The 26,123-nt window shown below is 42.9% G+C and carries 18 protein-coding genes; 11 read left to right on the top strand and 7 right to left on the bottom strand.

What is annotated here, in order from left to right; all coding sequences use genetic code 11:
- Nucleotides 1-150 precede the first annotated feature (150 nt).
- Entirely contained in the window at nucleotides 151-1,050 is a 900-nt protein-coding gene (locus tag OEG80_RS01120; protein ID WP_011514586.1) for an HlyC/CorC family transporter, read from the bottom strand.
- Nucleotides 1,051-1,326: 276 nt separating this feature from the next.
- Here OEG80_RS01120 and OEG80_RS01115 point away from each other — a divergent pair, with 276 nt between their 5' ends.
- Entirely contained in the window at nucleotides 1,327-2,670 is a 1,344-nt protein-coding gene (locus OEG80_RS01115; RefSeq protein WP_263241347.1) for an Lnb N-terminal periplasmic domain-containing protein, read from the top strand.
- 52 nt (nucleotides 2,671-2,722) lie between these two features.
- Here OEG80_RS01115 and OEG80_RS01110 read toward each other — a convergent pair whose 3' ends face one another.
- Nucleotides 2,723-3,286, bottom strand: a complete 564-nt coding sequence (locus OEG80_RS01110; RefSeq protein ID WP_263241346.1) for a YcgN family cysteine cluster protein — start codon at nucleotides 3,284-3,286, stop codon at nucleotides 2,723-2,725.
- A 160-nt stretch (nucleotides 3,287-3,446) separates the two neighbouring features.
- Between OEG80_RS01110 and OEG80_RS01105 the strand changes: the two genes are divergently transcribed.
- The 4 genes from OEG80_RS01105 (at nucleotide 3,447) to mutY (ending at nucleotide 10,057) form a co-directional block, all read left to right on the top strand.
- Nucleotides 3,447-4,184 (top strand): dienelactone hydrolase family protein, encoded by a 738-nt coding sequence (locus tag OEG80_RS01105; RefSeq protein WP_263241345.1) that lies wholly within the window; start codon nucleotides 3,447-3,449, stop codon nucleotides 4,182-4,184.
- Between the two features lie 152 nt (nucleotides 4,185-4,336).
- Nucleotides 4,337-7,453 (top strand): DUF2339 domain-containing protein, encoded by a 3,117-nt coding sequence (locus tag OEG80_RS01100; RefSeq protein WP_263241343.1) that lies wholly within the window; start codon nucleotides 4,337-4,339, stop codon nucleotides 7,451-7,453.
- Between the two features lie 156 nt (nucleotides 7,454-7,609).
- The gene (gene ylqF / locus OEG80_RS01095; protein ID WP_263241342.1) at nucleotides 7,610-8,566 is read left to right on the top strand and encodes a ribosome biogenesis GTPase YlqF; all 957 of its coding nucleotides are present in this window, start codon (nucleotides 7,610-7,612) and stop codon (nucleotides 8,564-8,566) included.
- Nucleotides 8,567-8,809: 243 nt separating this feature from the next.
- Nucleotides 8,810-10,057: an A/G-specific adenine glycosylase gene (mutY, locus tag OEG80_RS01090; RefSeq protein ID WP_263241341.1), complete on the top strand. Its 1,248-nt coding sequence runs from the start codon at nucleotides 8,810-8,812 to the stop codon at nucleotides 10,055-10,057.
- Nucleotides 10,058-10,170: 113 nt separating this feature from the next.
- On the opposite strand, the gene OEG80_RS01085 is transcribed toward mutY, so the two are convergent.
- Nucleotides 10,171-11,073 carry an acyl-CoA thioesterase gene (locus OEG80_RS01085; protein WP_020444398.1) on the bottom strand — a complete coding sequence of 301 codons (903 nt, stop codon included), beginning with the start codon at nucleotides 11,071-11,073 and terminating at the stop codon, nucleotides 10,171-10,173.
- 244 nt (nucleotides 11,074-11,317) lie between these two features.
- Complete coding sequence (gene rapA / locus OEG80_RS01080) at nucleotides 11,318-14,206, bottom strand: RNA polymerase-associated protein RapA (protein WP_263241340.1); 2,889 nt, start codon at nucleotides 14,204-14,206, stop codon at nucleotides 11,318-11,320.
- 708 nt (nucleotides 14,207-14,914) lie between these two features.
- Here rapA and OEG80_RS01075 point away from each other — a divergent pair.
- From OEG80_RS01075 to OEG80_RS01065, 3 genes are all read left to right on the top strand, one after another.
- Nucleotides 14,915-17,227 (top strand): sensor histidine kinase, encoded by a 2,313-nt coding sequence (locus OEG80_RS01075; RefSeq protein ID WP_201531909.1) that lies wholly within the window; start codon nucleotides 14,915-14,917, stop codon nucleotides 17,225-17,227.
- A gap of 72 nt (nucleotides 17,228-17,299) precedes the next feature.
- Entirely contained in the window at nucleotides 17,300-18,268 is a 969-nt protein-coding gene (locus OEG80_RS01070; RefSeq protein ID WP_263241338.1) for a response regulator, read from the top strand.
- Nucleotides 18,269-18,453: 185 nt separating this feature from the next.
- A complete protein-coding gene (locus tag OEG80_RS01065) occupies nucleotides 18,454-19,392 on the top strand; it encodes a D-2-hydroxyacid dehydrogenase (RefSeq protein ID WP_263241336.1) in 939 nt (312 codons plus the stop codon).
- Between the two features lie 19 nt (nucleotides 19,393-19,411).
- On the opposite strand, the gene OEG80_RS01060 is transcribed toward OEG80_RS01065, so the two are convergent.
- Both OEG80_RS01060 and OEG80_RS01055 read right to left on the bottom strand, forming a co-directional pair.
- Nucleotides 19,412-21,025, bottom strand: coding sequence for a flavin-containing monooxygenase (locus tag OEG80_RS01060; protein ID WP_263241334.1), 1,614 nt, complete (start codon nucleotides 21,023-21,025; stop codon nucleotides 19,412-19,414).
- A 136-nt stretch (nucleotides 21,026-21,161) separates the two neighbouring features.
- Complete coding sequence (locus tag OEG80_RS01055) at nucleotides 21,162-21,875, bottom strand: RluA family pseudouridine synthase (protein WP_263241333.1); 714 nt, start codon at nucleotides 21,873-21,875, stop codon at nucleotides 21,162-21,164.
- 353 nt (nucleotides 21,876-22,228) lie between these two features.
- On the opposite strand from OEG80_RS01055, the gene trxA reads away from it, so the two are divergent.
- From trxA to OEG80_RS01040, 3 genes are all read left to right on the top strand, one after another.
- Nucleotides 22,229-22,555, top strand: a complete 327-nt coding sequence (gene trxA, locus OEG80_RS01050; RefSeq protein ID WP_020444406.1) for a thioredoxin — start codon at nucleotides 22,229-22,231, stop codon at nucleotides 22,553-22,555.
- Nucleotides 22,556-23,084: 529 nt separating this feature from the next.
- Nucleotides 23,085-24,353: a transcription termination factor Rho gene (rho, locus tag OEG80_RS01045; RefSeq protein ID WP_020444407.1), complete on the top strand. Its 1,269-nt coding sequence runs from the start codon at nucleotides 23,085-23,087 to the stop codon at nucleotides 24,351-24,353.
- A 340-nt stretch (nucleotides 24,354-24,693) separates the two neighbouring features.
- The gene (locus tag OEG80_RS01040; protein WP_011514602.1) at nucleotides 24,694-24,933 is read left to right on the top strand and encodes a hypothetical protein; all 240 of its coding nucleotides are present in this window, start codon (nucleotides 24,694-24,696) and stop codon (nucleotides 24,931-24,933) included.
- Between the two features lie 287 nt (nucleotides 24,934-25,220).
- Here OEG80_RS01040 and ypfJ read toward each other — a convergent pair whose 3' ends face one another.
- Nucleotides 25,221-26,105 (bottom strand): KPN_02809 family neutral zinc metallopeptidase, encoded by an 885-nt coding sequence (gene ypfJ / locus OEG80_RS01035; protein WP_263241330.1) that lies wholly within the window; start codon nucleotides 26,103-26,105, stop codon nucleotides 25,221-25,223.
- Nucleotides 26,106-26,123: the final 18 nt, after the last annotated feature.

Genomic DNA, 26,123 nt, shown 5'->3' with positions numbered 1-26,123 from the left:
AAATTTGCGTGTTTTATCGACCAAAGAGTGATTACAAATGCTAAAAAACAAAAAACACGATCGCAATCGTGTTTTTTGTATGGTTATGACCTTTATTAAGCGTATCTTTAATAGCTCTAATCAATAGGCTTAACTTATTCAACAAAGTGTTTAATGGCTGCCAATCAATATCTGTTGTTCAGGATTAATTTTAGTCAGCTCAAGATTTTGAATAAAACGCCCTTCGACATCAGTGATAGTGATTTGCCAATCGTCTATGACCACACTCTCACCTTCTAAATCTCCGACATGACCAAGGGTCTGCATGACCAAGCCACCCATGGTATCGACATCAGTATCATCAAAATGACAGCCAAGCTCATCATTACAGTCTTCAATCACGGTAGAAGCTTGCACACGCCAAGTATTGGGCTTTTCAGGGTCAGCGACGATATTATTAATGTCACTGTCTTCATCAAAATCATCATGCTCATCGACGATGTCACCGACGATTTCCTCAAGCAAATCCTCCATCGTGACCACACCACCAAAATTGCCAAATTCATCGACAACAATCGCCATATGAACTTGGGTACGCTGTAATGAGCGCAGCAAAGTATCAGAGCGTGCACTTTCACTGATATAGAGTGGCTGACGCACCAAATCTCTTAAGCGCTTGCTACTGATTTTCTCTTCTTCATCGCGCACCATGTGCACCAACAGAGGAATCAAATCTTTTGCCAACAGAATACCAATGACCGCATCGTCATCTTGGCTATCAAAAACTGGATAGCGCGAATGGGTGGTTTCAAGGATGATGTCCATGACTTCAGCAAGGCTGGCGCTTTCGTGTAGCCCAACCACCTGCGGGCGCGGCGTCATGATTTCACGCACTTGTGTTGCAGGCAAATCAAGCACACCTTCTAACATATCCACGGTGTCAGGTTCTAGAAATTGGCGCGAGTCTTGCACCAAACGTATCAGTTCATCTCGGGTTTCGGGGGCGGTCGATAGCCAGCGTTTTAAGCCGCGCATCGACCAACTACTCGGGCTTGGAGCATCTTCAGACATGATGGTGTGAGTTAACCTCTTTAATTAATGTAATGGCAATTAGAATCATAAAAATGATAGATGGGGATAAAAAGGCTAAATAAAACAGTCAGCTTATCATTAAGAGGATATTAAAGCACAAATCATCCATCTTAATCAGGTTTACTTTATCGCAAGGCTTGGCGACATTCAACGTCAAATTCACTCAAATTGTATTGTCAGTGTGTTGCAATTTTTGCTATGGTCAAAGCCTGTTTCTTTCTTAATAAAAGCCAACACAAAGGCAAAATAAACCTTATGTCGCTACGTGCCTTTTTTTCTCGCCTATTTTCGTCGCACTCAACTGGTCATCGTTCAGACAATGGCTTAGGCAATCATCAGTTAAATAATGACAAGGCAAATAGCACATTGAATAAACCATCAAATCGCAAGCCACTAAAAACTAAGCCGACCAAACCCAAGTGGCGATATTATTTGCTGCAATTTTTTATTGCGCTAACGCTGTTACTGTCAGCGGTTTGGCTATTGCTAGCGATTTGGTATCAATTCGGTGGTCAATCAGTTATCACGTGGTTCACAACCATTACTGTCATTGGGCTGCTGGCAGCACTGCTTGCTATTCGCTTGCGGACAAGCATGGCGGAAAAACTAATGAGCAGGCTCACTGGCACAAGGAAAGTGAATAGTAAACGTATTTCTGCAAAGACTGTTGTTAAAAGCCTTATAGCCGCTTATACGGCATTTTGGCTAATCGGTCTTGGCTGGTTTTTCTCTATTGAAGCAGAGCAATCACGTGACTGGATGCCAGAAGTCTCTGAAAGAGTCACTTATAGGCGCGATCCTAGCAATCCTGATCTGATTACACTCACCAATGTACGAAATTTTGATTGGCATACCGACACAGAAGCGACAGAGCGCTGGGAGACGCGCACGATTGATATGTCTAAACTATCGGGTATCGATGTGAGTAATTCGTATTGGATGGGACCACTGATTGCTCATACTTTGGTGAGCTTTCGGTTCGAAGATGAGCGACCGCTTGCCTTTTCATTTGAGATTCGTAAAGAGAATGGCGAATCGTTTTCGGCATTGGCAGGATTTTTTAGACGTTTTGAATTGAGCCTGATTGCCGCTGAAGAGCGCGATATTATCTACACACGTACTAACGCACGCGGCGAGCAAGTCTATTTATTCCCCATTAGCCATCTACAGCAGCATGAAGTCAAAGCATTGTTTGAGTCGTATTTGACAGCCGCTGATGAGCTTAATGCCAAGCCTGCGTGGTACAACACTTTAACCAGCAACTGTACCAATATTATCTTTTATATGGCGCGTCTGGTCAGTGATGATCGTCTGCCATGGGACTACAGGATTTGGGTCTCTGGTTGGTTGCCCAATTATCTTTATGATGCTGGTATGCTAGATACCAATCCCGAAAATAGAGGACAACCTTGGTCGATGGATACCTGGTATGAACGTACCCATATCAATCCAAAGGTTAAAGGATTTCAGAATAGTAGTGATATTCATGGCAGCGAATTTTCACGGCAAATTCGACAAAGCATTCCTATTCCGCCATTGGCTGACTCGCAAAATATTGCCGAAGCAAATGCTAAATCTGCCGCTCAGGCTTCACATTGATATCACTGCTACAAGAGATTAAAGATTTCAACAATAAAAAGATCAGAGCTTATTAAGGCTTTACCCAATTTACCACGCGCGTTTCCATCTCTTCATCATCCATACCGATCTCAGTCACGCAGCGCCCTGCTACGCCGACATTGGCAGCGCGCATTTGTTGCTTGGTTGCCACTGCATCTTGGGTCAATAATAAATGCCAATTTGGCAAGCTTTGCCCTTTATATAAGCGTTTATAAGCACAGTGCGACGGTAGCCACATCATATTCGGTAGATTATCAATCGTCAGCTGAATGCAATCTGGCACATGCTCTTGGCGTGTCGCATAATGCCTGCAATATCCAGTCGCACAGTCCATTAGCTGGCAAGTTACATCAGTATATTCGACAAAATCTTCATCAACATTACCCTGCTCGTCCTCATCAATATATTTAATCAAGCAGCAACTGCCGCAGCCATCACACAAGGCTTCCCATTCGCTAGGGTTTAATTCTGCTAGCGTATAGCGTGACCAAAACTGCGGGCGCAGTGATTCAGTCGAGCCACCTTCAAATAATAAAGGCGTGTCCGTAGCAGCTCTTAAGTGGGATTTATCGTTATTTAACAAATTTAGGGTCATAAAACTGCCGTATCATTTTGACAAAGAGCGTTACAGTATTATAGCTGTTTTTGACTAAGTTGGGCGTTATGGTAGTAAAGGTCAGCAAATAGATCACTCAAAAAATACAGATATCTGATACTTATAACGTAAATTTCATTACCTAAAAAAGGACAACACTATGTCAATTAAGACGTTTGAATTAATCAGTACCACTGAAAATGGTATTCAATTGATTAGCTATGTCGCATTGCCAGAAAATGCGACAGATGATAATCCTGTCACTGGCATTTTGGTCGCACCAGAGTGGTGGGGCGTAGTCGAGCATCCAAAGAATGTCACTGAACGCTTAGCAAAAGCAGGCTACGCCGCGGTCGCTATGGACGTATACGGTGAAGGTAAGCTAACCTCAGATGCTGCACAAGCAAATATGTGGATGGAGCAAGTATTAGCCGATCAAGATATGCTAATGGCACGCTGCCGGTTGATTCTCAATGACTTTAGTGATCAGCTAGCCGTTGATAGCGACAACTTAGGTGCGATTGGCTATTGCTTTGGTGGCAAAATCGTCCTTGATATGGCGCGCGAAGGTATGCCCTTAAAAGCAGTCGCTACCTTCCACGGCAATCCATCACCGAAGCAGCCTGCCGATGAGCAGTTCACTGCTAAAGTATTGGTTGCTCATGGTCGTGATGACTCTATGGTATCTATGGATGCGATAGAAGGTCTCAAATCAGAGCTAGATGCGGCGAACGTTGATTACACTATTGATGTTTATGATGGTGCTAAGCATGGCTTTACCAACCCACATGCCGATGAGCGTGCAGCGAAAAATGAAGTAGATCTTGGTTACAACGAGACGGCGGCCAAACAGAGCTGGGACAATATGCTAAAGTTTATGAAAGACAATTTGGCATAATAGCTTTTTATACTACTTTGACATTCAATAAGCTTATTTAAGCCCTTTAAATTTCTTTGAATAAGCTCAGTTGTGGCGTGTTGGGTACGTCACTCTTGTGCTTATAATCAAATAGCGTCATTATCACTCAATGACAGACAGATTGAGTGGGAATGATGCTATATTTTTTGATGGGTTCTTTAGGCTGGCTGGTTGTAATTACTTTAATAGTAATTATGATTGCCCTTTATATTAGGCTGCATCAGCAATTGGCACAACTGCGTCAAGACATGGCGCAGCTAAAGAGCGAGCTTGAGCAGCAAAAGAATACTACCACTGCTATAGAAGATGCTGCTGTAAAAAGTATATTTGACATCGAATTACCTAGTGATAATGCATTGTCATCAACAGAAAAATCAATGCCGCCCCCGTTACCACTTAGTGCTTTATCCTCTAATCCTCTATCAAATAACTTTGTATCAACATCTGCAAAACAATCATCAGTTTCCAATAGTCAGCCTTTGACCGATAAATCCGCTAATGCGCCGATAGAACCTGACGAGCGCTCATTTCCTATTGTTACCTCACTTCTTTATTCGATTCAAAACTGGTTTTTGGGTGGCAACCTAGTAGTGCGTGTTGGAGTATTGGTTTTACTAATCGGCGTGGTTTTACTTCTGCGCTTACTAAGTGACTTAATCCAATTGCCTATTAGCGTCAAGCTAACAACCATTATTATCATAGGATTAGGGCTGGCAGGATTAGGCTTAAAGCTGGCGGCAAAACGCTTTGCGTATGGTATAAGCTTACAAGGTACTGGCTTAGCCATCGCTTATCTGACCACATTTTTTGCCTATAGCGTCTATCAGGTGATTGGTAGTCTGCCAAGCTTTATAGCGCTTGGCATATTATCAGCAGTCACGGTCGCTTTAGCCGTGCGTCAAAACGCCTTTCCTTTGGCATTATTAGCATTATCCGGTGGATTTTTTGCACCGATTTTGACCAGTCAAGATACTGGCAGCTTAACAATACTCTTTAGCTATTACTTGTTATTAAATATCACCATTGCCATTATTGCCCATTATCGCCCATGGAAAGTGCTCAATTTATTTGGCGCGAGTGTGACATTTGGTCTGGCATACTACTGGGGATTGACTGAAAATTTAGCGATAGTTATAGAAAATCAACGCTGGGCATTGGTATTACTCGTCGCGCTACATGTACTGCTGTATCTATTCGTCGTCATTCGCTATGCACAGCAAATCATTGCTTACAATGATACTATTTCTCATGACGATAGTGACGCCGCTACCGTTATGGCTACTGATACCGACCAGACTGATAATATTAAGAGTCAGCATGCCAGCTATGTGTTTCCTATTGATATTGGGCTACTGTTCTCTGTACCGCTAATGGCGTTTGGTTTATTTTCAGCGTTACTGTACGATATCAATCACGCTTTAACCCTCACTAGCGCAGTTTTAGCAGTAATTTATTTGGGGCTTGGCTGGACGTTTATTCAGCGCAGTCAGCGTTATGCATTGATTACGGAAGGGATGCTGGCATTAGGTTTTGGCTTTTTGGCATTAGTGATTCCGCTGGCATTAAATGCAGAATGGATTGCCTTCGGTTGGTCGGTGCAGGGCTTAGCGCTGGTATGGTTTGGCAGGCGTTCTCTTCGTGCATGGTCAGTATTATTGGGTTTAGGATTGCAGCTAATTAGCATTGGCATGTTATCAAATACCTTTGTCATTACCCTTGATTACTATCCAACACTCGCATTAACGATTTCTGCCATCAGTGCAATTGCCAGCGTCTTTATCTTACGTGTCAGCAATTCGCCTATTTCATTACCTATTTCATCGCCTATGACAGCGACGCAAGGCTCAATGCCATCTGTCCACGATTCTAAAAATCAGCTTAACGCCAATAATACGCTGTCCGAATACGGCAAAGCGTTAGGCCTTAGCGAGACAGCAACTCAGCAATGGTTTGACAGTATCAATAGCCAAAGTATGGCGTTTAAAATCATTTGGCAACGTCCAGCGTTAATACGCTTGTTGACGCTCACCGCGATGAGCTGGCTGCTCTATGTATTAGTACTCGATTTTGATCAATGGTTTGCCAGCTGGGAGTTGGCAACATCGACACTTATTGCCTTAGCAAGTGTCGTTAGCATGATTGTTTATTATGTCATCAATCAATATCGTCCGTGGCGAGCAATCAGACAATTTAGCCATGGTTTGCTGCTGTTATTTTATGCCATGCTGATATTACAATTGCCACAAAAGTATGAATTTGACTATCAATGGACAGCCTTTGATTGGTCGATATTTATAACATTGTTCATCGGCTGGCTAGTGTTTGGGCAGTTATGGTTAAAAACCTGGCATGACAATACCAATATCAATAAAGACCATCATAACAATGCAGAGTTACAGGGCTACGATAGCGCCAGCTGGCTTGGTACTGGCATCATCATTTTGGCAGAAGCAGTACATTATGGTGTGCCCGATTCAAAAGGCGTGATGACTATCCTTGTTCCGGTTGCCCTTATACTGGCTGGACTCTGGTTGACGCATCGTCAGCAGAATAATAATCAGACGAAAAATTCATCTTCACCGCTCTCTATGTATTGGTTTGACTGGCAACGTGCACTGTTAGGTTGCGCCAAAATATTCGTGCCATTAACACTATGCTGGGTCATTTTTACCAATTTCACCTATGATGGCGTGATTTGGGGACTGCCCTATTTTCCACTACTTAACTTGTATGATGTGACGTTGTGGCTAGTGCTGCTTTACGGATTGGGCGTTTATTTATTGCGTCAACGTGGCGCGCACTCGCAAAATTTATTTAGCGCCATTCGTAAGAGTGACACGTTGTTGATCGTACTAGCGCTGATTAGCTTTTGGATACTCTCTAGTATGCTGGTTAGAACGCTGCACGCCTTTATTCATACGCCGCTATGGATAGCTGACTCATACGATCATACTGGCGGCGCATGGCGTAGCGAGCAAGTACAGACAGGACTGACGATTTTATGGACGCTACTGGCATTGGTCGCCACCATTATTGCCAGTCGCTATTGGCAGCGCGCGCTATGGTTTATGGGCATTGGCTTATTGGGTATTGTGGTCTTAAAATTGGTCTTAGTTGATTTGTCACAGACTGAGGCAATTTGGCGAGTCATTTCTTTCATTGGTGCGGGTAGCCTGATTTTATTGATTGGTTATTTGGCACCGTTGCCGCCGGCGCGTGATGGAACAGCAGAACAGGTCGAATCATAGTTTCTTATTAGAGTAAATTGAAATTATAGCGTGAGCACTATTAGCATTATTACTTTTTAGCATCCGTACGTGGCTTATGTAGTAAACTGAACACCATGAAAAGTAAATGACGATCGTCTTACTTTGAGCATTTTTTATAAAAGGTTATGAAAGCAGATGGATAAGAGAGTAAGTATTCAGTGGTTCCCTGGACACATGAACAAAGCCCGCAATGAAATCAAAGAAATTATGCCGCAGATGGATGTGGTTATCGAAGTGATTGATGCACGTATTCCTTATAGCAGCGAAAACCCAATGGTCGCTGCATTACGCGGTGAAAAACCAGTCATCAAAATCTTAAATAAAGCTGATCTTGCTGATCCTGAGCTGACCCAAGCATGGATGAACTATCTTGAGCAGCAAAATGGTGTTAAAGCCATTGCTTGTGATACCGATAAAGCCAATGATGTCAAACGTATCATTGCTATCTGTAAACAACTCGTCCCCAATAAAGTTGGTACGGGTCGCCAAATCAAAGCCATGATTATGGGTATTCCAAACGTCGGTAAATCGACTTTGATTAATACTTTGGCTGGGCGCGCCGTGGCTAGAACAGGTGATGAGCCGGCTGTTACCAAGTCTCAGCAATTGATTAAACTTGATGACGATATTATGCTTTATGACACGCCTGGTATGCTGTGGCCAAAAGTCGAAAACGAAAACTCTGGCTATCGCTTGGCAGCAACAGGCGGCATTCGTGATACGGCGTTTGATTTTGCAGATGTTGCCAGTTATACCGCTGAGTATTTATTAACCGCCTATCCTGAGCTGCTAAAAACCCGCTATAAAATTGAAGAACTGCCTAAGACCGATTGGGAGTTCTTTGAAATAGCTGGTCGCAATCGCGGCTGCGTGCGCGCGGGTAATAAAGTCGATACGTACCGGATGTCTGAAATCCTAGTGAATGAGCTGCGTAGCGGTAAGATTGGGCGTATCACTTTGGAGACGCCTGCTATGACTGAGGCTGAAGAAGTTGTCGTCGCTGAACAACGTATCGCGTCAGAAGAAAAAAGAATCGCTAAAGAAGAAGAGAAACGCTTGCGTCGCCTTAAAACGCGGAAGAATCGTAAATAAACGCTCACTAATATAGCTCGTAGGGTGCGCCTAGCGCACCTGTTTTATCTTTATAATTCACCTTTAACTTATCTGAAAATCCTCACAATCTCACTTTGCAAACAATACAGTTAATTGCCATTTTATTCAATGATCCTCACAACTAAGCTCACCTACTGTTGTCTTGTATCAATCGTATTACACCCCATAAATAACTGTAATCCCAAATTTTATATATCCCTGTTAAATTTACAAGGAATACTCTTGCATACTCAATTTTCTCACTCATTAACTTCTTTAGACTCATTTGCCCCACGCCTACTAGATTGGTTCACCGAAAACGGTCGCCATGACCTGCCTTGGCAACAACACCAAACCGATACGCCCAATCCTTATATCGTTTGGTTATCTGAAGTCATGCTGCAACAGACGCAAGTAACGACAGTGCTACCCTACTTTGCCCGTTTTATGGACTCCTTTCCGACCGTGCAAGATTTAGCAGCAGCAGAATGGGACACCATCGCGGAGCATTGGGCGGGGCTAGGTTACTATGCGCGTGCACGTAATTTGCATAAAGGTGCGAAGCAATTGGTCGCTGTGATTGATGAATCTGGCGACTTTCCGCAAACCTTGGCAGGTTGGGAAGCGATATCAGGTGTTGGTCCTTCGACCGCTGGGGCGATTATGTCAATGGGCTTGCATCGTTATGGCGTCATTTGTGACGGTAATGTCAAACGGGTACTGACACGCTGGGCAGCAATTGATGGTGACATCACTAAGTCCGCGACGACTAAAGAGCTGTGGGTATTGGCAGAGCGTTTAACGCCTAGAGAACAATCAGGATTGTTTGCGCAAGCGATGATGGATATGGGTGCAACTTTATGCACGCGTAGTAAGCCTGCTTGTCTACTATGTCCACTACAGGACGACTGTTTGGCACATGCGCAAGGTCGTGAGACGGACTATCCAGTCAAGGCTAAGAAACAGCCTAAACCGAGTAAATTTAGTAATGCACTGCTTATTGAAAACGAAAATGGCGAAATACTTTGGTTACAGCGCCCTGATAATGGCATTTGGGGAGGACTGTGGAGTTTACCGCTAGCATTTATAGAAAAAATTAGTGGAAAAGCTGCTGTGAAGGATGCTGACAAGAATAAAAATAAGAAACCAATTGCAGCTGATGATAATCAGCTTTTAGAAGTAGCTAGTAATGAAAAAATATACGAGTCAGAATTTACTACTGCTGAGCAAATTATTAATGAGTGGTTAGATAAGAATCAATTGGTCACAAAATCAATCAGCAACACATTACTCGATGATTCGCCTATCAAACATTCATTGACCCATTTTCATTGGTATTTAACCCCGCAATCAGTAACTTTAAACAATAAACAGGTGACTGAGATAACCAAGGCATTACAAGCAGCTGAAATTAATATTAACTGGTTAAACGCTGATGATGCACAGGCAACGCTAGGATTGCCAAGAGCGATGGTGAAAATTTTAGAATAGGATTACATATATAATCACTAAAAAATCCGCTTAAAATAACGATTGTATACGCCATAAAAAAGCGACTCAGAATAATTCTAAGTCGCTTTTTTTATTTATAGCAATATAAAAACTTAAGACTTTGGCACTCGCAAACGCATCAAGCCTTCTTGCTGTACGGTCGCCACCAGCTTACCATCTTGCCAAAATTGACCGTGATTGAGTCCCATCGCATTAGATGTCGTATCACTCCACATGTCATATAGCAGCCAATCATTTAGGTCAAAGTGACGATGAAAATGCATTGAATGATCGATACTAGCAGCTTGCAAGCCGCTGGTCATAAAGCTAATACCATGTGACATCAGCCCCGTGCCAACCAAATAAAAATCAGAGGAAAATGCCAATAATGCTTGCTGAATCGCGACGGGTTGATTGCCAAGCTCGCGGATACGCAGCCAGTTCGCTTGCTTAGGTTTCATTGGTTCCGGATGGATCGGGTCACGCGGTTTCACTGGTTTAATCTCGATATGACGACGGCGCATAAAACGAGATTTTAATGCCTCTGGGACTTTACCAACATAGTCTTCTTTTAGATCCTGCTCCGCAAGTAAGTCTTCAGGCGGTGGATAGACAGGCATATCTTCTTGATACTCTAAGCCCTCTTCCATCGGTGAAAAAGAGGCAATCATAGAAAATATCACTTGCTCAACCGGCGGCTTACCACGTACTTGCTTATACTGAATCGCCGTTACTTCGCGCGCGGACAAACTACGCCCATCACGTAAGCGGCGCACTTGATAAATCACCGGCTGGTTGATATCACCGCCGCGCAAAAAATACCCATGCAAGGAGTGACAAGGCTTGTCTTCATCAAGCGTATGCGCTGCTGCCATGATCGCTTGTGCGAGCACTTGCCCACCAAAGATACGGGCACCGACATAGTCATGGCTTTTACCTTCAAATACATCAGGGCTGACTTCGATGAGCGCGACGGTAGCCAATAGCTCATCTATTAGTTGTGAATAATCAGACATGACGATTACTTTCCTTATTTTTATCAATAACGCCAAGCATCTAGATATAAGCGCCAAAGAATATCAAGACGATATGGCTTGAGCCGATATGGCGTTTTAATTTAAATAATATGAAATCAATAGCAGTAATATACAAGATAAATCTTTAGATGAGCAATAAATGGATTATCGAAAACTCATGATAAAAAGTCATAAATAAAAACGAGATGCTTAAATACACCTCGTTTTTACTATTGTATTAAATTTATGGTTTTACTGCCACCAATACACGGATAGAATCTGGCACCAATGACAAGCCCGCCAATGCTTGCTCGCCTTGTAATTTTAGCTGCTCTAAACGCTCAATCTCTGCTGGACGTACGTTTGGATTGATAGTTTGTAGATGCTTAAGACGTTTGATCTCACGCGACCACTGCTGGCTAAAGCGGGCACTTGCTTGTTCACCAATCTCAGTCAACTGCTGACGAGCAATATCTTCCGCTTCATAATAACGCTGCTCGATGACATCGCCGCGTACTTTAATCACTTGGCGGGCACGGTTTTTATCTAGGCGCTCAATGTGCGGCATGATCATATCGGCACTGATACGCGCTGACAAATCGCTGCCCTGCTCACTGATAAAGACGCGGATATTTTGCGTGCTCAAGGTTGCAGGCAAGTTAAGCAGTTTTGGCGCAATGGCTTCAACGCGGAAATTCACTTCTAACATCACCATGCCCTGTGGTACCGCAGCACTTTTTAGCATTGCAACCGTGGTATTACCAAAGGTGCTGGTACTTGCTAGCTCATAAATCGCCTGCATCAATGGATGTTCATGCGTAATAAAGGCAATATCCTCACGTTGCAGCGCTTGCTCACGCTCAAAAGTCAACGTCATACCATCTTCATCACCGAGTGGCAAACCATCGATATAATCACTAATCTCAGTGCTGTCAATCGGTGAAATCACCCACGAGCCATCGCGTTGGATATTGTGCTCGATATTGGCTGAGGCAAAAAAGCGCTCGATAAACTGCGGCAATAGATTGTGCCCATCAAAATCGCGCATGGCATCAGCGATACGTCCAGCGACGCGCGGACGGCATGAGTTGTATTCTAATAGACGATCACGACCAGCTTGCAATTGTGTTTCAAGTCCCTGTCGTGTCTGCGCTGCTTCTGCGATAATATCTGCCAATATTGCACGATTGACGTCGTTATCGGCACCCTCAAGCATCGGTTTTAGCTCTTGGATATACTGCTCTTGTACGCTCTGCGCTGTTGGTGAGATCTGATTGAACATATTTAGCGCATTGTTATACCACTGATACAGACGCTCTTGCGCGGTACCTTGCACATAAGGTACATGTAGCATGATTTGCTGCGTCTGCCCGATACGATCTAGGCGACCGATACGCTGCTCCAAGGTATCTGGATTGGCAGGTAAATCCCATAATATCAGCTGGCTTGCAAACTGGAAGTTACGTCCTTCCGAGCCAATCTCTGAGCATAATAATATTTGTGCGCCTTCACTATCAGCAAAGAACGCCGCGGCTTGGTCACGCTCAAGCAAGGTCATCTGCTCGGTAAAGATAGCAGTCTTAATACCCGCATGTAGACGCAATACCGCTTCCAAGCTCTCAACGGTCGCACCACTACGGGCAATTAACAGTACTTTTTTGTGCTTAAGCTCACCCTTTAAGATATCAATCAGCCAAGGCACACGTGGGTCGTCTTCCAACCAGCCACCATCAGGTTGATTTTCTTCGCTCCATAGCTGTTCACGCAATTTACCATTGGTTTGATAGCTGTCGACCCATGCTTCAGGTAATGGCAGTGGATAAGGCTGGCTACTACGACCATAAAAACCTTTTACACTCTCACGGGTATTACGGAATAAAATACGTCCCGTACCATGGCGATCTAGCAATTCATTTAGGGCGTAAGTACGGAGTTTTTCGTCTTCGTTAATCGTTGCTAATTCATCGATACTAATCGTCAGTAAACTGCTCAGTGCGGCAATTTGACCATCACTTAAAGGTTTATCTTCTATTAATAGGCTGGCGACGGCTGCCGTTTCTGCAAAGGCATCTTGACCATCGATAAACTCATCCAAATCATCAAAGCGATCTGGGTCTAATAGACGCAAACGGGCAAAGTGACTTTGCGCCCCAAGCTGCTCAGGTGTCGCCGTCAGTAGCATGACTCCTGCCGTCTCTTCAGCAAAATCTGCAATGAGGTCGTACTTATCATTGCCGCCTTGAGCTTCATCCCAATGCAGGTGATGCGCTTCATCGACGACCAATAAATCAAACCCTGCTTCCATCGCCTGATCATACAAGTCAGGATGGTCAAGGAGTAAGTCCATACCAGCGATGACACATTGCTCAGTCATAAAGACATTTTGCTCAGGGTCATGCTCTTTAATCGCTGCGGTACGCACCAAATCAAACAAGGCAAAGTTGAGATTAAAGCGGCGGCGCAGCTCAATCATCCACTGGTATTGCAGACTGTCTGGTACAAGAATCAATACCCGCTCAGCTTTGCCAGTCAGTAGCTGCTGATGAATAATCAAACCTGCCTCAATGGTTTTACCCAAACCGACTTCATCAGCCAGCAAAACTCGCGGCGCAATACGTTTGCCGACTTCATGAGCGATATATAACTGATGCTCAATGATATCAACGCGCGCCCCCATTAAGCCCTTGAGCGGGTGACCTGCAAGCGCTGATTGCATACGCAAAATATCTTGACGCAAATCGTACCAATCACTGCGCTCAATACGACCTGCTAGCAAACGCTCAAGTGGTTTCGCCAAAGTAATATTAGCAGCCAGACGAGTTTCCATGATGGCTTTCTCGTGCTCATTTACACTGTACTTGAGCACGCCCATTACTTCTTCAACAGCATTTACTGTATAGCTCTTACCTGCCTGATCAGAGATACTATCGCCGACTTTAAACACCACACGAGATAAAGGCGCAGAGTTTTTTGCATAAACGCGCGTCTCTTCACTTTGCGGAAATAAAATGTGCACACATCGGTCGTCTACATCGATGACCACACCTAAGCCCAGCTCGGACTCCGTATCAGATAAATAGCGTTGACCAACGGCGAATTCGGTGCTGTGCAATGAAGCGATAGAGATAGTCATAGGGCGATGTCTTTTTGTACTCAGATGATAAGAAAATAGGTAGTTTACGATGCAAGCCATGCTTGCTGGCTCAGTCAAATGGACGAACTGATAATTATTGGATATACGTTTATTCAATATACGGTCATTCAGTATATTGTCACGAGATATATCAGGCACATCAGCTTGTAAGCCAAATCCGTCGATAAAACAGATCATTATATAACGTTAGCGCTTAGATGAGTGCGTTAAGTTCACTTTTCAAGAGCAGATTTCTGCAAGATAAAGTCAAGGCTAAGCATAAGTTGGGCTTATAAACCAATAAGATAACGACTCGCAAGTAAACAAAAAATATTGTTATCGTAAAATTGTTACTGTATTGTTAAAAAATGCAATAGAACATCTCTCTTAATACCAAAGCTATTCAATTTAACTAAGTCATTAGACTTTTAGCTAACTACTACTTATATAAAAAATAGCATAGACCTCATAACCGTTATCGATGCTTTATCAGCGATTATGAGTATGCTATTGTCCGTAATAGTCCATTAAGTTATAAGTTAAGTTTATTATCATAATTTTAAGTTATGTTAACACTATTTTCAGTTGACGTTTATGACTAGTGTTAACAAGCTATTTTGATGAAAATTAACCATATATTTCGTTGTAGCCAATCCATCCCATTGGCAATTCTTTTTGTGCTCCCTACTCCCAAGGACAAATCCCGTCATGAGTGCCTCTAAAAAAGTTGGCTTTTTTAATCAAGTCAGTACCCAAGTTACCACTATTTTGTTCATTGCTTTTGCGGTCGTACTTGCGGTCGTTGTCTATGTCGTTGATAAAGAAGGCCATGATAAAATCCGTCTTGAGTCAGCAAAGCTGGTCGCTGAACGTGGTAATACCGCGGTTAATAGTATCTCAGCCGACATCAATCGTGTCATGCGTAGTGCCTTGCTGTTACAGCAAAGCGCGCAAACGCTGCCACCGCAAGAGAATATTTTGCAAGTCAGTACCGCCAATGCATTCGATAAACGCGACTATAACTTATTGGGTAGTGGCGGCATTTGGCCAGAAAAAGGCGCTCTTGGTGCCAATACTGCAACCCATCCGTTTTTGATGGTACGCCAAAACGGTGATTATCAAGCGGTACTAAGCGATCCAAACCCAACCAATCCTTATTATCAAGAAGATTGGTTTAGCGTCTTAAAACTACTCAAACCTGACAGCTGTATCTGGAACCATGTTCGCGCCAGCCAAACCAAAGGCGAGCTTGCCATGAGCTGCGGTGTCGCAATTGAGCGTGACAATCAGTTTTGGGGTGCCAGTACGGTCAACTTTACCCTAAACCAGTTGCAAGAGAACATCGTCAAGTTGAGTGAGAGCTCTGGTTCAGGCTACATTTTATTATTAGATAACAGTGATAAGGTAATCGCCTCATCTAACCCTGAACGCTTAAGCTATATTGATGAAGCAACCGGTACACCACTTGATATCAAACAAGTTATCAACTCTGACCCTGCTTGGAATCCAGTATTAAACTTCTTGGAAGCTCAGCGTAACGAGATTATCGAGCAAGTTGCAGCTAGCGTGTCACCGCAAGTTCAGCAAGTATTGAATACAATTGATAAAGCAGAAACAGGTGATTCCAAAGGTTATTATTTGGTCAACTATGCTGCTTACCTAAATAACGGTGAAAACAAGCAAAATGCTATGGATAGTCGCTTGCTACAAAGCTTTGAGCTGACCAATGATGACTTTTATAACGGCAGTCAAGCCTATGTCTTTGAGATTCCTGAAACCTATTGGAAACTTATCGTTGTCCAACCTGATGCTGAGATTAACGCCATTGCCGACAATTTAAGTGAAAACTTGATTAACTGGATTGCATTAGCGCTCCTTATCACCGCTGGTATTATCTACTTTATGCTAACTTTCTTAGCATTCAAGCCATTGAAAGAAACCACTGATAAAATTTCTTTGGCAGAAAACATCATTAATAACAAGCAGTACAACAAGCTAAGCTCAGTTAAATTCAAGACAGGTCGCAACGAGATTGGACTGGTAAACGGCTCTATTAACGACCTATTAGATCGTATCCAATCTAACGAAGGTAAGCTTGCCAATATTAACCAACAGCTAGAGATTAAAGTAGAAGAACGTACTGCTGAGCTGCAAGACACACTAAAAGAGCTGAAAAGCTCGCAGCTACAATTGATCCGTTCAGAAAAAATGGCAACGTTGGGGCAAATGGTTGCTGGTGTTGCCCATGAAGTAAACACGCCATTATCTTATGTACAGAATAACCTCGAGATTATCGGTCAGTTGACTGAGCAATACGAAGAGCTGATTGAACTGGTACAAGGTTTAAAAGGCGTTAAAACTGACGCGGCTTCCGATGGCAAAATTGATAAGTTATTAGCAGATATCGTCCGTGCTTCCGATGAAATTCAAGAAGATGATTTGTCCGCTGAGCTAAAAGAGCTGATTAAAGACTCGCTATTTGGCGTCGAGCAAATCACTGAGATGGTATTAAACCTACGTAACTTTGCCCGTCTTGATGAGTCAAAAGTGAAGACCATTGATGTGCGCGAATGTATCGAAGCCTCGCTGAAAATCGCCGGTAACTCTATCAGACATCAAGAGATTGTCACTGATTTTGCGCCGACACCTGAAATTAAATGCTCACCGTCACAGATTAACCAAGTCTTGGTCAATCTGCTCAATAACGCCGCGCAAGCCATGGGCGAAAAATCTGATGGCAAAATCGAAGTGCGTACCCGTGCCGATGACAGCAATGTTTATGTTGATGTCATTGATAACGGTAAAGGCATGAGCTCAGAAGTGCTCAGTCAGATATTTGAGCCGTTCTTTACCACTAAAGGCGCAGGCGAAGGTACTGGTCTTGGTATGGCAATCAGTCAGCAGATTATGGAGCAGCATAATGGCGACATTAAAGCCGTATCGACTGTAGGCGTTGGCACCACCTTTACCTTAACGCTACCCATTAATAATGATCTGACAGAAAAAAGCCTAGCGGCATAATCGCTAGGTTCTGCTGTTATTTTAATGATTATATAAAGCTATATCACTGTTATTCATCATAAGGATACCATCATGAATGAATTAGAAAATGACACCAACAATAACATAAGTACCGCCGAGTTAGGGGTTGAAGCGAAACCGAAGCTGGCTTTTATTGACGATGAACAACGCATTTTACGTTCTATGAAGCTGTTATTTCGTAAAACGCATGACGTTTTTATTACCACTGACCCGACTGAATACATCGACTATATCAAAAACAACCATGTACACGTTGCAGTCAGTGACCAACGTATGCCTGAGCGGGTTGGCGTTGATATCTTGCGCGAAGTAAAAGACGTATCACCTTCTACCATGCGTATATTATTAACTGGCTATGCCGATTTGAACGCGATTATTGGCTCTATTAATGATGGTGAAATTTACCGTTATTTAACCAAGCCATGTAAATCTGAAGAACTGCTCGCTGTCGTCGGACGCGCCACTGAAATCGCTTTGACTTATAACCCAGACGAAGACGCCGAGCAATTCGACAGTTCAGGCAATAAGCAGACTTTATTGGTCATTGATGAGACCAATGAGTTGATTGAGCAAATACGTAAGCAATTCTCTAATAACTATAAAGTGCTGCACGCCCAAGGTTTAGAGGAAGCTTACGATTATTTGGCGAACGAAGATATCGGTGTTTGTATTACCGACATCAATGTCAGCGGCGAGAATATTGCGCCGATTATCTTTACCCTAAAGCAAGATGCGCCGCATTTAGTCGTATTGGTACAGACCGAATTCCAAGATGCAGGACTGCTGATTGATTTGATTAATAAAGGTCAGGTCTATCGCTGCCTACCGAAGCCAATGCGCGCAAGCCTCCTTGAAATTAGTGTCAATCGTGCATTCCAGCACCATGCAAAACTAAAAGCCAGCCCTGAATTGGTCAAACGTTATGAAGTCGAGCACGATCCTGAAAACGATGTGCGCATTGACTTGAGCAGTCGTGTGCGTAGTCTGATCGGTAAATTGCGTAAGCGTTTTTCTTTATAAGCGCAAAAAAATAAGTAAGCGCAAGAAACTGGTGTCTCAATAAATAAAACCTCTATTTCAGCTCGAAGTAGAGGTTTTTTGCTTTGTGCTTTTTGACATGTTTTTTGACTAAATGCCGCAACGTGCTACATTAAGCTGATAATAAACCAAACCCATTTACGATAACAACGAGATAAGGAATCATCATGCAAGCGGTTTTTTTAGATAAAGGGACTTTTTCTGATAACGTCGACTTGCCAGCACCCGCTGGCGTTACTGATTATATTACTTACGATGATACGCCTCAAACACTGATCATTGAGCGCTGCAAAGACGCCGATATTATTTTTACTAATAAAGTGCAAATCAATGCCGAAGCGATTGCTAAGTTGCCAAAGCTAAAACTTATTCAACTGACCGCTACGGGTATGAATAACGTTGACCAAGATGCTTGTACTGAGCGTAATATCGCGCTCTATAACGTCGCCGGTTACGCAGTCAAAAGCGTGCCTGAGCATACCTTTATGCTGATGCTAAATGCCATGCGTGCCGGTCTGCATTATCATAATAAAGTCACCGATGGCACGTGGGCAGATAATGGGAATTTTTGCCTACTTGATATCCCGCTTATAGATTTGGAAAATAAAACGCTGGGTATTATTGGCATTGGTACCATTGGCAAACGCGTCACTGATATTGCGCGCGCTTTTGGCATGACGGTATTGTGGGCGGAGCATCAAGGGCGTATGCCACGTAATGATGACTATACAGCGTTTGACGAAGTACTTGCTCGTGCTGATGTAATTAGCTTACATTGCCCGTTAAATGAGAAAACTCAGCACCTTATCAATGCAGACACCTTGGCCAAAATGACTAAAAAACCTCTACTTGTCAACGTCGCTCGTGGTGGTATTGTGGATAGCCAAGCGCTTGCTGATGCCATTAACAATGAGCAAATTTTAGGGTATGGCAGCGACGTTTTTGAGCAAGAACCTATAGCTGCCAATGATCCCTTACTGGCTCTTGGCGAGCATCCACGCGTGATATTTAGTCCGCACAATGCTTGGGGCAGCAAAAGCGCGCAAGAAACCTTGTGGCAAATGCTTAGTAAACAAGTCAGTGATTTTATCAATCAAGCTCAGTAATATTAATAATTAGCAAATTCTAACGACTAAACTGTAGCCACTCATCTTTGATTTTACGGTATTTGAGCATGATGCGATCGGTGACATAGTTATTGTTCACCCGCCAAGGATAGCGATCACCTTGTTTTGGCAGCTCATCCTTGGCACGGCTGACATACCCTGCCGATAGTGCCCCAAGTACCGTATCTGCCTGCATTTTCACTTGTTCGTGCTCAGTCTCAGCCTGCGCACATACTGTTTTGTATCCTTCTTTATTCATATAACTCAGTAAACGCAGCACATAATGACAAGCCAAATCAATCTTCAATGTCCAAGACGCGTTGGTATAGCCGAACATGATTGCCATATTTGGTACATTCTCAAGCATCACTGCTTTGTAGGTCATTCGTGCGCCCACATCGATCGGCTCCCCGTCGACATATAAAGCTGCACCGCCTAGCATCTGTAATTTTAGACCCGTCGCAGTAATGATGATATCTGCGTCCAAATGCTTGCCTGATGCTAATGCAATACCAGTTGAGGTAAACTGGCTGATGCTATCGGTTACCACTTCAGCGCGCTTGCTATGCAAAGCTTGAAACAAATCGCTATCAGGTACCGCACACAAACGCTCTTCCCAAGGATTATAAGCCGGCTTAAAATGGGCAACATCCACGCCACTACCTTTGAGCTCTTTTCTGACTTTATGGTTTAATAGCGCTTTCATCACCTTTGGCGCATAAATCGCCACCCGATAAACACCTTGTTGAAACATCACATTGCGCGTACGCAACAAGGTGTACGCCTGTGATTTTGATAAAGGTGAGAATTTACCTGATAGCAAGTCAAGCGCATGATCATCGCCCGGTACGCTTGCAACATACGTCGGTGAGCGTTGCAGCATGGTGACATGACGGGCACATTGTTTACTACTTTCATCGACCAATGCCGGTATCAGTGTCATCGCCGTCGCGCCACTACCAATGACGACGACCTTTTTATCGTCGTATTGTGTATTTTGCCAATGCTGCGGGTGGACTATTTCACCTTTGAAATTTTCTTCATTTTTAAAATGTGGTCTATAACCAGTTTCATAGTCATAATAACCGGTCGCTCCAACGACAAAGTTTGCCGTTAAGCTCAATACTTCACCGGTAGCATGATTTTTAATCATCGCCGTCCATTGCTGACTGTCGCTTGACCATGATAACTGCTGTACTTCATGCTGATAGCGAATATGCTCTACCACCTTAAACTCGCGTGCTGTATCAGCAATATAGCTTTTAATGTCTGCACCTTTTGCAAGCATCTTATGATCCAACCACGGACGGAAACTATAGCCAAAAGTCAGCGCATCCGAGTCAGAACGAATACCGGGATAGGTAAACAAATCCCACGTACCGCCCAAATCCTCACGTTTTTCTACGATTAAAAATCGTTGGCTATTAAGTTTGAGGCGTTTTTTCTGCTTAATGCTTTTACTATCAAAAAGACTTTTTTGCGAGCTCTGCTGCTGCAAATGGCAAGCCATGCTGATGCCTGCGATACCCGCACCAATAATCAGCACCTCATAATCTGCAGGAACATCTGATGAATAAGGTTTAGCTTTTAAGCGCTTTTTAAACGCCTGCTTGGCAGTAGTCATATTAAGCATAATACAATCCTTGTTTTTGCAAATTGGCTGACCTATCAGAGCGCAGGATGCCCTACTAATTTTCCATAGCAGCTTTACCTAGTAACTTTATCTAGTAATTTGCAACAATGCTAGATTTTAGTTTGTTTTAAAAACACTAAAAAGGCGTTGGACTTTCCCAGTCCATCCACGCTCCAAGCGTTGGATGTTTTAGGCGCAGTTGCTGCGCATGTAGATTTAGTCTTGGCGCAATATCTAATGCAATACCTTCTGCATAAATCGGGTCACCAATCATCACATGTCCGATATGTACCATATGGACGCGCAGCTGATGACTACGACCAGTGACTGGTTTTAATAGGACGCGAGTTACTATTTGACCATCACATTCTTCATGCGCCAATATTTCATATAAAGTCAGCGCATGTTTTGTCCAGTTAGGATCGACGATATGACGCGGTTTGGTTGCAGGCTCATAGCGTACTGGTACCGATATCTTGCCAGTAGCGCCAACGCTGTCCCATTGACCAAACACTCGTGCTTGATAATTTTTTTGCGGTAGTCGGTCGATGAACTGCTTACTAATATTGGTTTGTGCCGCTGCATTTTTGGCGAAAATAAGCAGGCCAGAGGTATCCATATCGAGGCGATGAATCAGTTTGACGGCAGGATTGGCACGTTCAAGGCGAGCTAGCAAGCTTACTTTTAAGCTCTTACCGTCGACACTCAATAGTCCTGCTGGCTTATCGACTACCCAGATATCTTCATCTTCATAGACGGTAACTTTTTTTGCAAATGTTTGAAAAAACTCAGGCGAACGGGTTTTTTCTTCAGCATTAAGGGCATCGATTTTTTCATCTGTAAAGGGCATAAATGTGGGCTACTTATATGAATGGACTTATATTAATCAGTTCGGATATAAAAATCAGAATCCGTTATAGAATCAAAATGCAAGTAATCTTAACGAGCAGTTAAAAGCAGAAATAAATACAGTAGGTAACAGATAAAAGCCAACCCTGTATCCTTATGTGTCGATTTATTGTGCTAATCGTAATTGTTAAACAATTTAACCAGTCTACGTCTGTCAACTTTAGGCAAACATGTTAATATAATGGCAGATTTATACACATTCTTAACATTCTTTAGCTGGTCATCATTTTGGTATAACATTTATTGTTTTATCGATAAATGGTGACACATATAATAAAACAAGAGAGAAAAATTATGTCAGACCTTATTGTTAATACCACTGATGCCAACTTTGACCAAGACGTCTTACAATCTGACGTGCCAGTATTAGTGGATTTTTGGGCAACATGGTGTGGTCCTTGTAAAGCCATCGCACCTATTTTAGAAGATTTAGCAACTGAGTACCAAGGTAAAGTTAAAATCGTTAAAGTTGACGTTGATAACAACCCACAAGCGGCAAGCCGTTTTGGTATCCGCAACATTCCTACCCTATTCGTATTTAAAGGTGGCGAAAAAGTGGATTCAGTCATGGGCTTACAGCCAAAAGCTGAATTGGCAAAAGTATTAGATAAGCATCTATAAATTAACGCATGCTTGCTTTGGTCATTCTTAGTAAAAGCGCTGAAAACATCGTAAACATCAAAGCCATTATCTGATACAGATAGTGGCTTTTTTGTTGATTTTATGAGCAAAAAGCTAGATTACTTTACTTTTTTGGCAAAAATTATTGACAATACTATCTTTAAGGCCGTATAGTCTGCTGATAAGAGAACACTAATGGCTCTCCTAAATATCTTGTCGCTATTCTCCTCGTGTTTATCAACAAAAACACCATCGTCATTATTAAATACCACTACTGACTGAATGACTAAACACAATGACTGATATTGAGTTTTTGGCGCAGACTCTTATGTAGACTTTTTTATTTTCACCTTTTATAACTTGTCTGCCTCTCTTGCGACAAGCTCGTAAACTGACACATAAAATCAAAACTACATAAATTTTAACTCTGTATATACACCCTCTATCGCCCTAATAACATTATTTTAATCACTGTCGTGATTTGTGAATAATGGCATCTCTCATCTTATCAACTGCTAACGACCTATCTATGAATCTTACTGAATTAAAGAAAAAATCAATCGCTGAGCTACTGGCCATCGCTAAAGAGATGGGTCTTGATAATATGGCACGTAGCCGTAAGCAAGACATTATCTTTGCCATTCTAAAAACTCATGCCCGTAACGGTGAGGCCATCTATGGTGATGGTGTACTTGAAGTGCTCCCTGACGGTTTTGGTTTTTTGCGCTCATCTGAAGGCTCTTATTTAGCAGGTCCTGATGATATCTATGTCAGCCCAAGCCAAATTCGCCGTTTTAGTCTAAAAACTGGTGACAGTATCGCAGGCACGATTCGTCCACCAAAAGACTCTGAGCGTTATTTTGCACTGTTAAAAGTCGGTGAAATCAACTTTGATACGCCAGACCGCTCACGTCATAAGCTTATCTTTGAAAACTTAACGCCATTATTTCCAACTGAGCAGCTAAAGCTTGAGCTAGGTAACGGTACGACTGAAGATTTGACTGGTCGTATTATCGACCTGATTGCACCGATTGGTAAAGGTCAGCGCTCTATTATTGTGGCACCGCCCAAAGCGGGTAAAACGATGCTGCTACAGTCAATAGCACAATCGATCACTCGTAATAATCCTGAATGCTACCTCATTGTACTGCTGATTGATGAGCGTCCAGAAGAAGTCACCGAGATGGAACGTACTGTACGCGGTGAAGTAGTTGCATCAACTTTCGATGAGCCGCCACAACGCCATGTACAAGTGGCTGAGATGGTCATTGAAAAAGCCAAGCGCTTGGTTGAGCACAAGCAAGATGTGGTCATTTTGCTTGACTCGATTACCCGTCTTGCCCGCGCCTATAACACCGTTATTCCTTCATCAGGTAAAGTGTTGACCGGTGGTTTGGATGCCAATGCGTTAGAGCGCCCAAAACGCTTCTTTGGTGCTGCTCGTAATATTGAAGAAGGCGGCAGCTTGACCATTATCGCCAGTGCCCTTATTGATACTGGTAGTAAAATGGACAGCGTTATCTTCGAAGAATTCAAAGGTACCGGTAACCAAGAGATTACCCTCGAGCGTGATTTGGCAGAAAAGCGTGTCTTCCCTGCCATTAATATCAAAAAATCGGGTACACGCCGTGAAGAACGTTTGCTTGATGAAGATAAGCTGCGTAAAGTTTGGATCCTGCGTAAATTGCTACAGCCGATGGATGGTGTACAAGCAACTGAGTTCTTATTGGACCGCTTAAAAGAAGCCAAAACCAATGATGAATTTTTTGAGCAAATGAAGCGTAAATCACAAAATTGATTTTAAATCTTTTACGACAATAAAGTTATATAAATAATTGACGTTTTACTCATAAAGGCTGCCTATAAGGCGGTCTTTTGTTTTTATTACTATTGGCTCTCTCATTAGAAATAATTCGCGTCGAAAACAGTTAGCTTACTATCAGGATAAATACAATAACCCTAAGCAAAGGCACTACCAATGACACAGTGAGGCAACATAATTTACAGCTTACTTGCAAAGCTTAGCGTTTTTACTACGACCAGATTTATATATAAGGGCTACTATAAGGGTTAAGAACATACTGAAATATATACTGTATACTTAGTATTTTAAACTTGACGATTTAATAGGTGATATTATGAAACTTGCTAAAACTATCGCAATGACGGCTCTAACTAGTTCTGCTCTTATCATGGGTGGCTGTGCTACTAACGGATATAGCACTGGTCTAAGTAATACAGCTAAAGCTGCCACTGCTGGCGCTGCTGCCGGTGCACTGATTAAAAGTAAAGGCGATAGCAAAGATATCGCTCGTGGTGCAATCGCTGGTGCTGCTATTGGCGGCGCTGGTGGTTATATCTATGATCAAACCAGATAATCAGTTTTAAGCAGCTCTTTTGGCGCATATATTTTAATGAAAGATATTACCTAGCCAACTAGCTGACAAAAAAAGCCTGCAATTGATTGCAGGCTTTTTTGTGTCTAACCATTACTATAGTCAGGGAAAAGTAATATCAATACATCAAGTGCTGCTGATATTAATTTTTCTTGCTTGCTGTGCCTATGCAGACAGAGGCTGCAAAAAATTTATACCAGCAGCACTGTAACGTTTTTGAGATATTTTAACTATACCAATCAATATAACTGGTTTTATAATAGTCAGTGCTATAAAGCACCGCTAAACGTATCACAAGTTTGCACATTACCGCTCTCTAGACCGCGCGTAAACCACTCTACACGCTGTTGGCTAGTACCATGAGTAAAGTTATCAGGTACTACCGCCCCGCCTCCTGCACGCGCTAAGCGATCATCACCAATCTGACCAGCAGCATTGATAGCTTCATCGATATCACCTGCTTCTAAAAACTGTACGCGCTCTTGATTGCGCTGCGCCCAAACACCAGCAAAGCAATCAGCTTGTAGCTCTTGTAGTACAGACAATTTATTTGCTTGTGCCCGAGTCACTTGACGGCTGGCTTCATTTACTTGCTGAGTAATACCAAGCAAAGTCTGTACATGGTGACCTACTTCATGGGAGATCACATAGGCTTGGGCAAAATCGCCCGCTTTGTTCTGATTGTCACTATCCCCTGAGTTTTGGATATCACCAGAGATACCAAGCTTTTGACGCATCTCTACGAAAAACGACGTATCTAAATAGACCGTTTGATCACCTGGGCAATAAAAAGGACCAGTCGCTGAGCTGGCACTACCACAAGCAGAACTGACTTGCCCATTAAACAAAATCAGTGACGGCTCTTTATATGTACTACCACCCTCATTGAATATTTGATGCCAAACCTCTTCAGTGTCCGCCAAGACAACTTTGACAAACTGTGTATCCCGATCGTCACTGGTAGCTGGTTCAGTAGATGTATTACCACCGCCTGCGACCTCTTGACCTGTTTGCAATGCGGTCATGGGATTTACCCCAAATACTAGCCATAAAATACCAGCAATAATGATACCGCCGATACCGCCGCCCATTAGCTTACCGCTACCACTACTAGTACGCACATTAGTACTGCCACGTCTGCCTTGCCATTTCATAATCCTTCTCCCAAAAAA

The organism is Psychrobacter sp. SC65A.3 (assembly GCF_025642195.1).
Lineage (GTDB): Bacteria > Pseudomonadota > Gammaproteobacteria > Pseudomonadales > Moraxellaceae > Psychrobacter > Psychrobacter cryohalolentis.
Note: the sequence above shows the minus strand (reverse complement) of the source record. Positions and strands in the feature narration are given on the sequence as shown.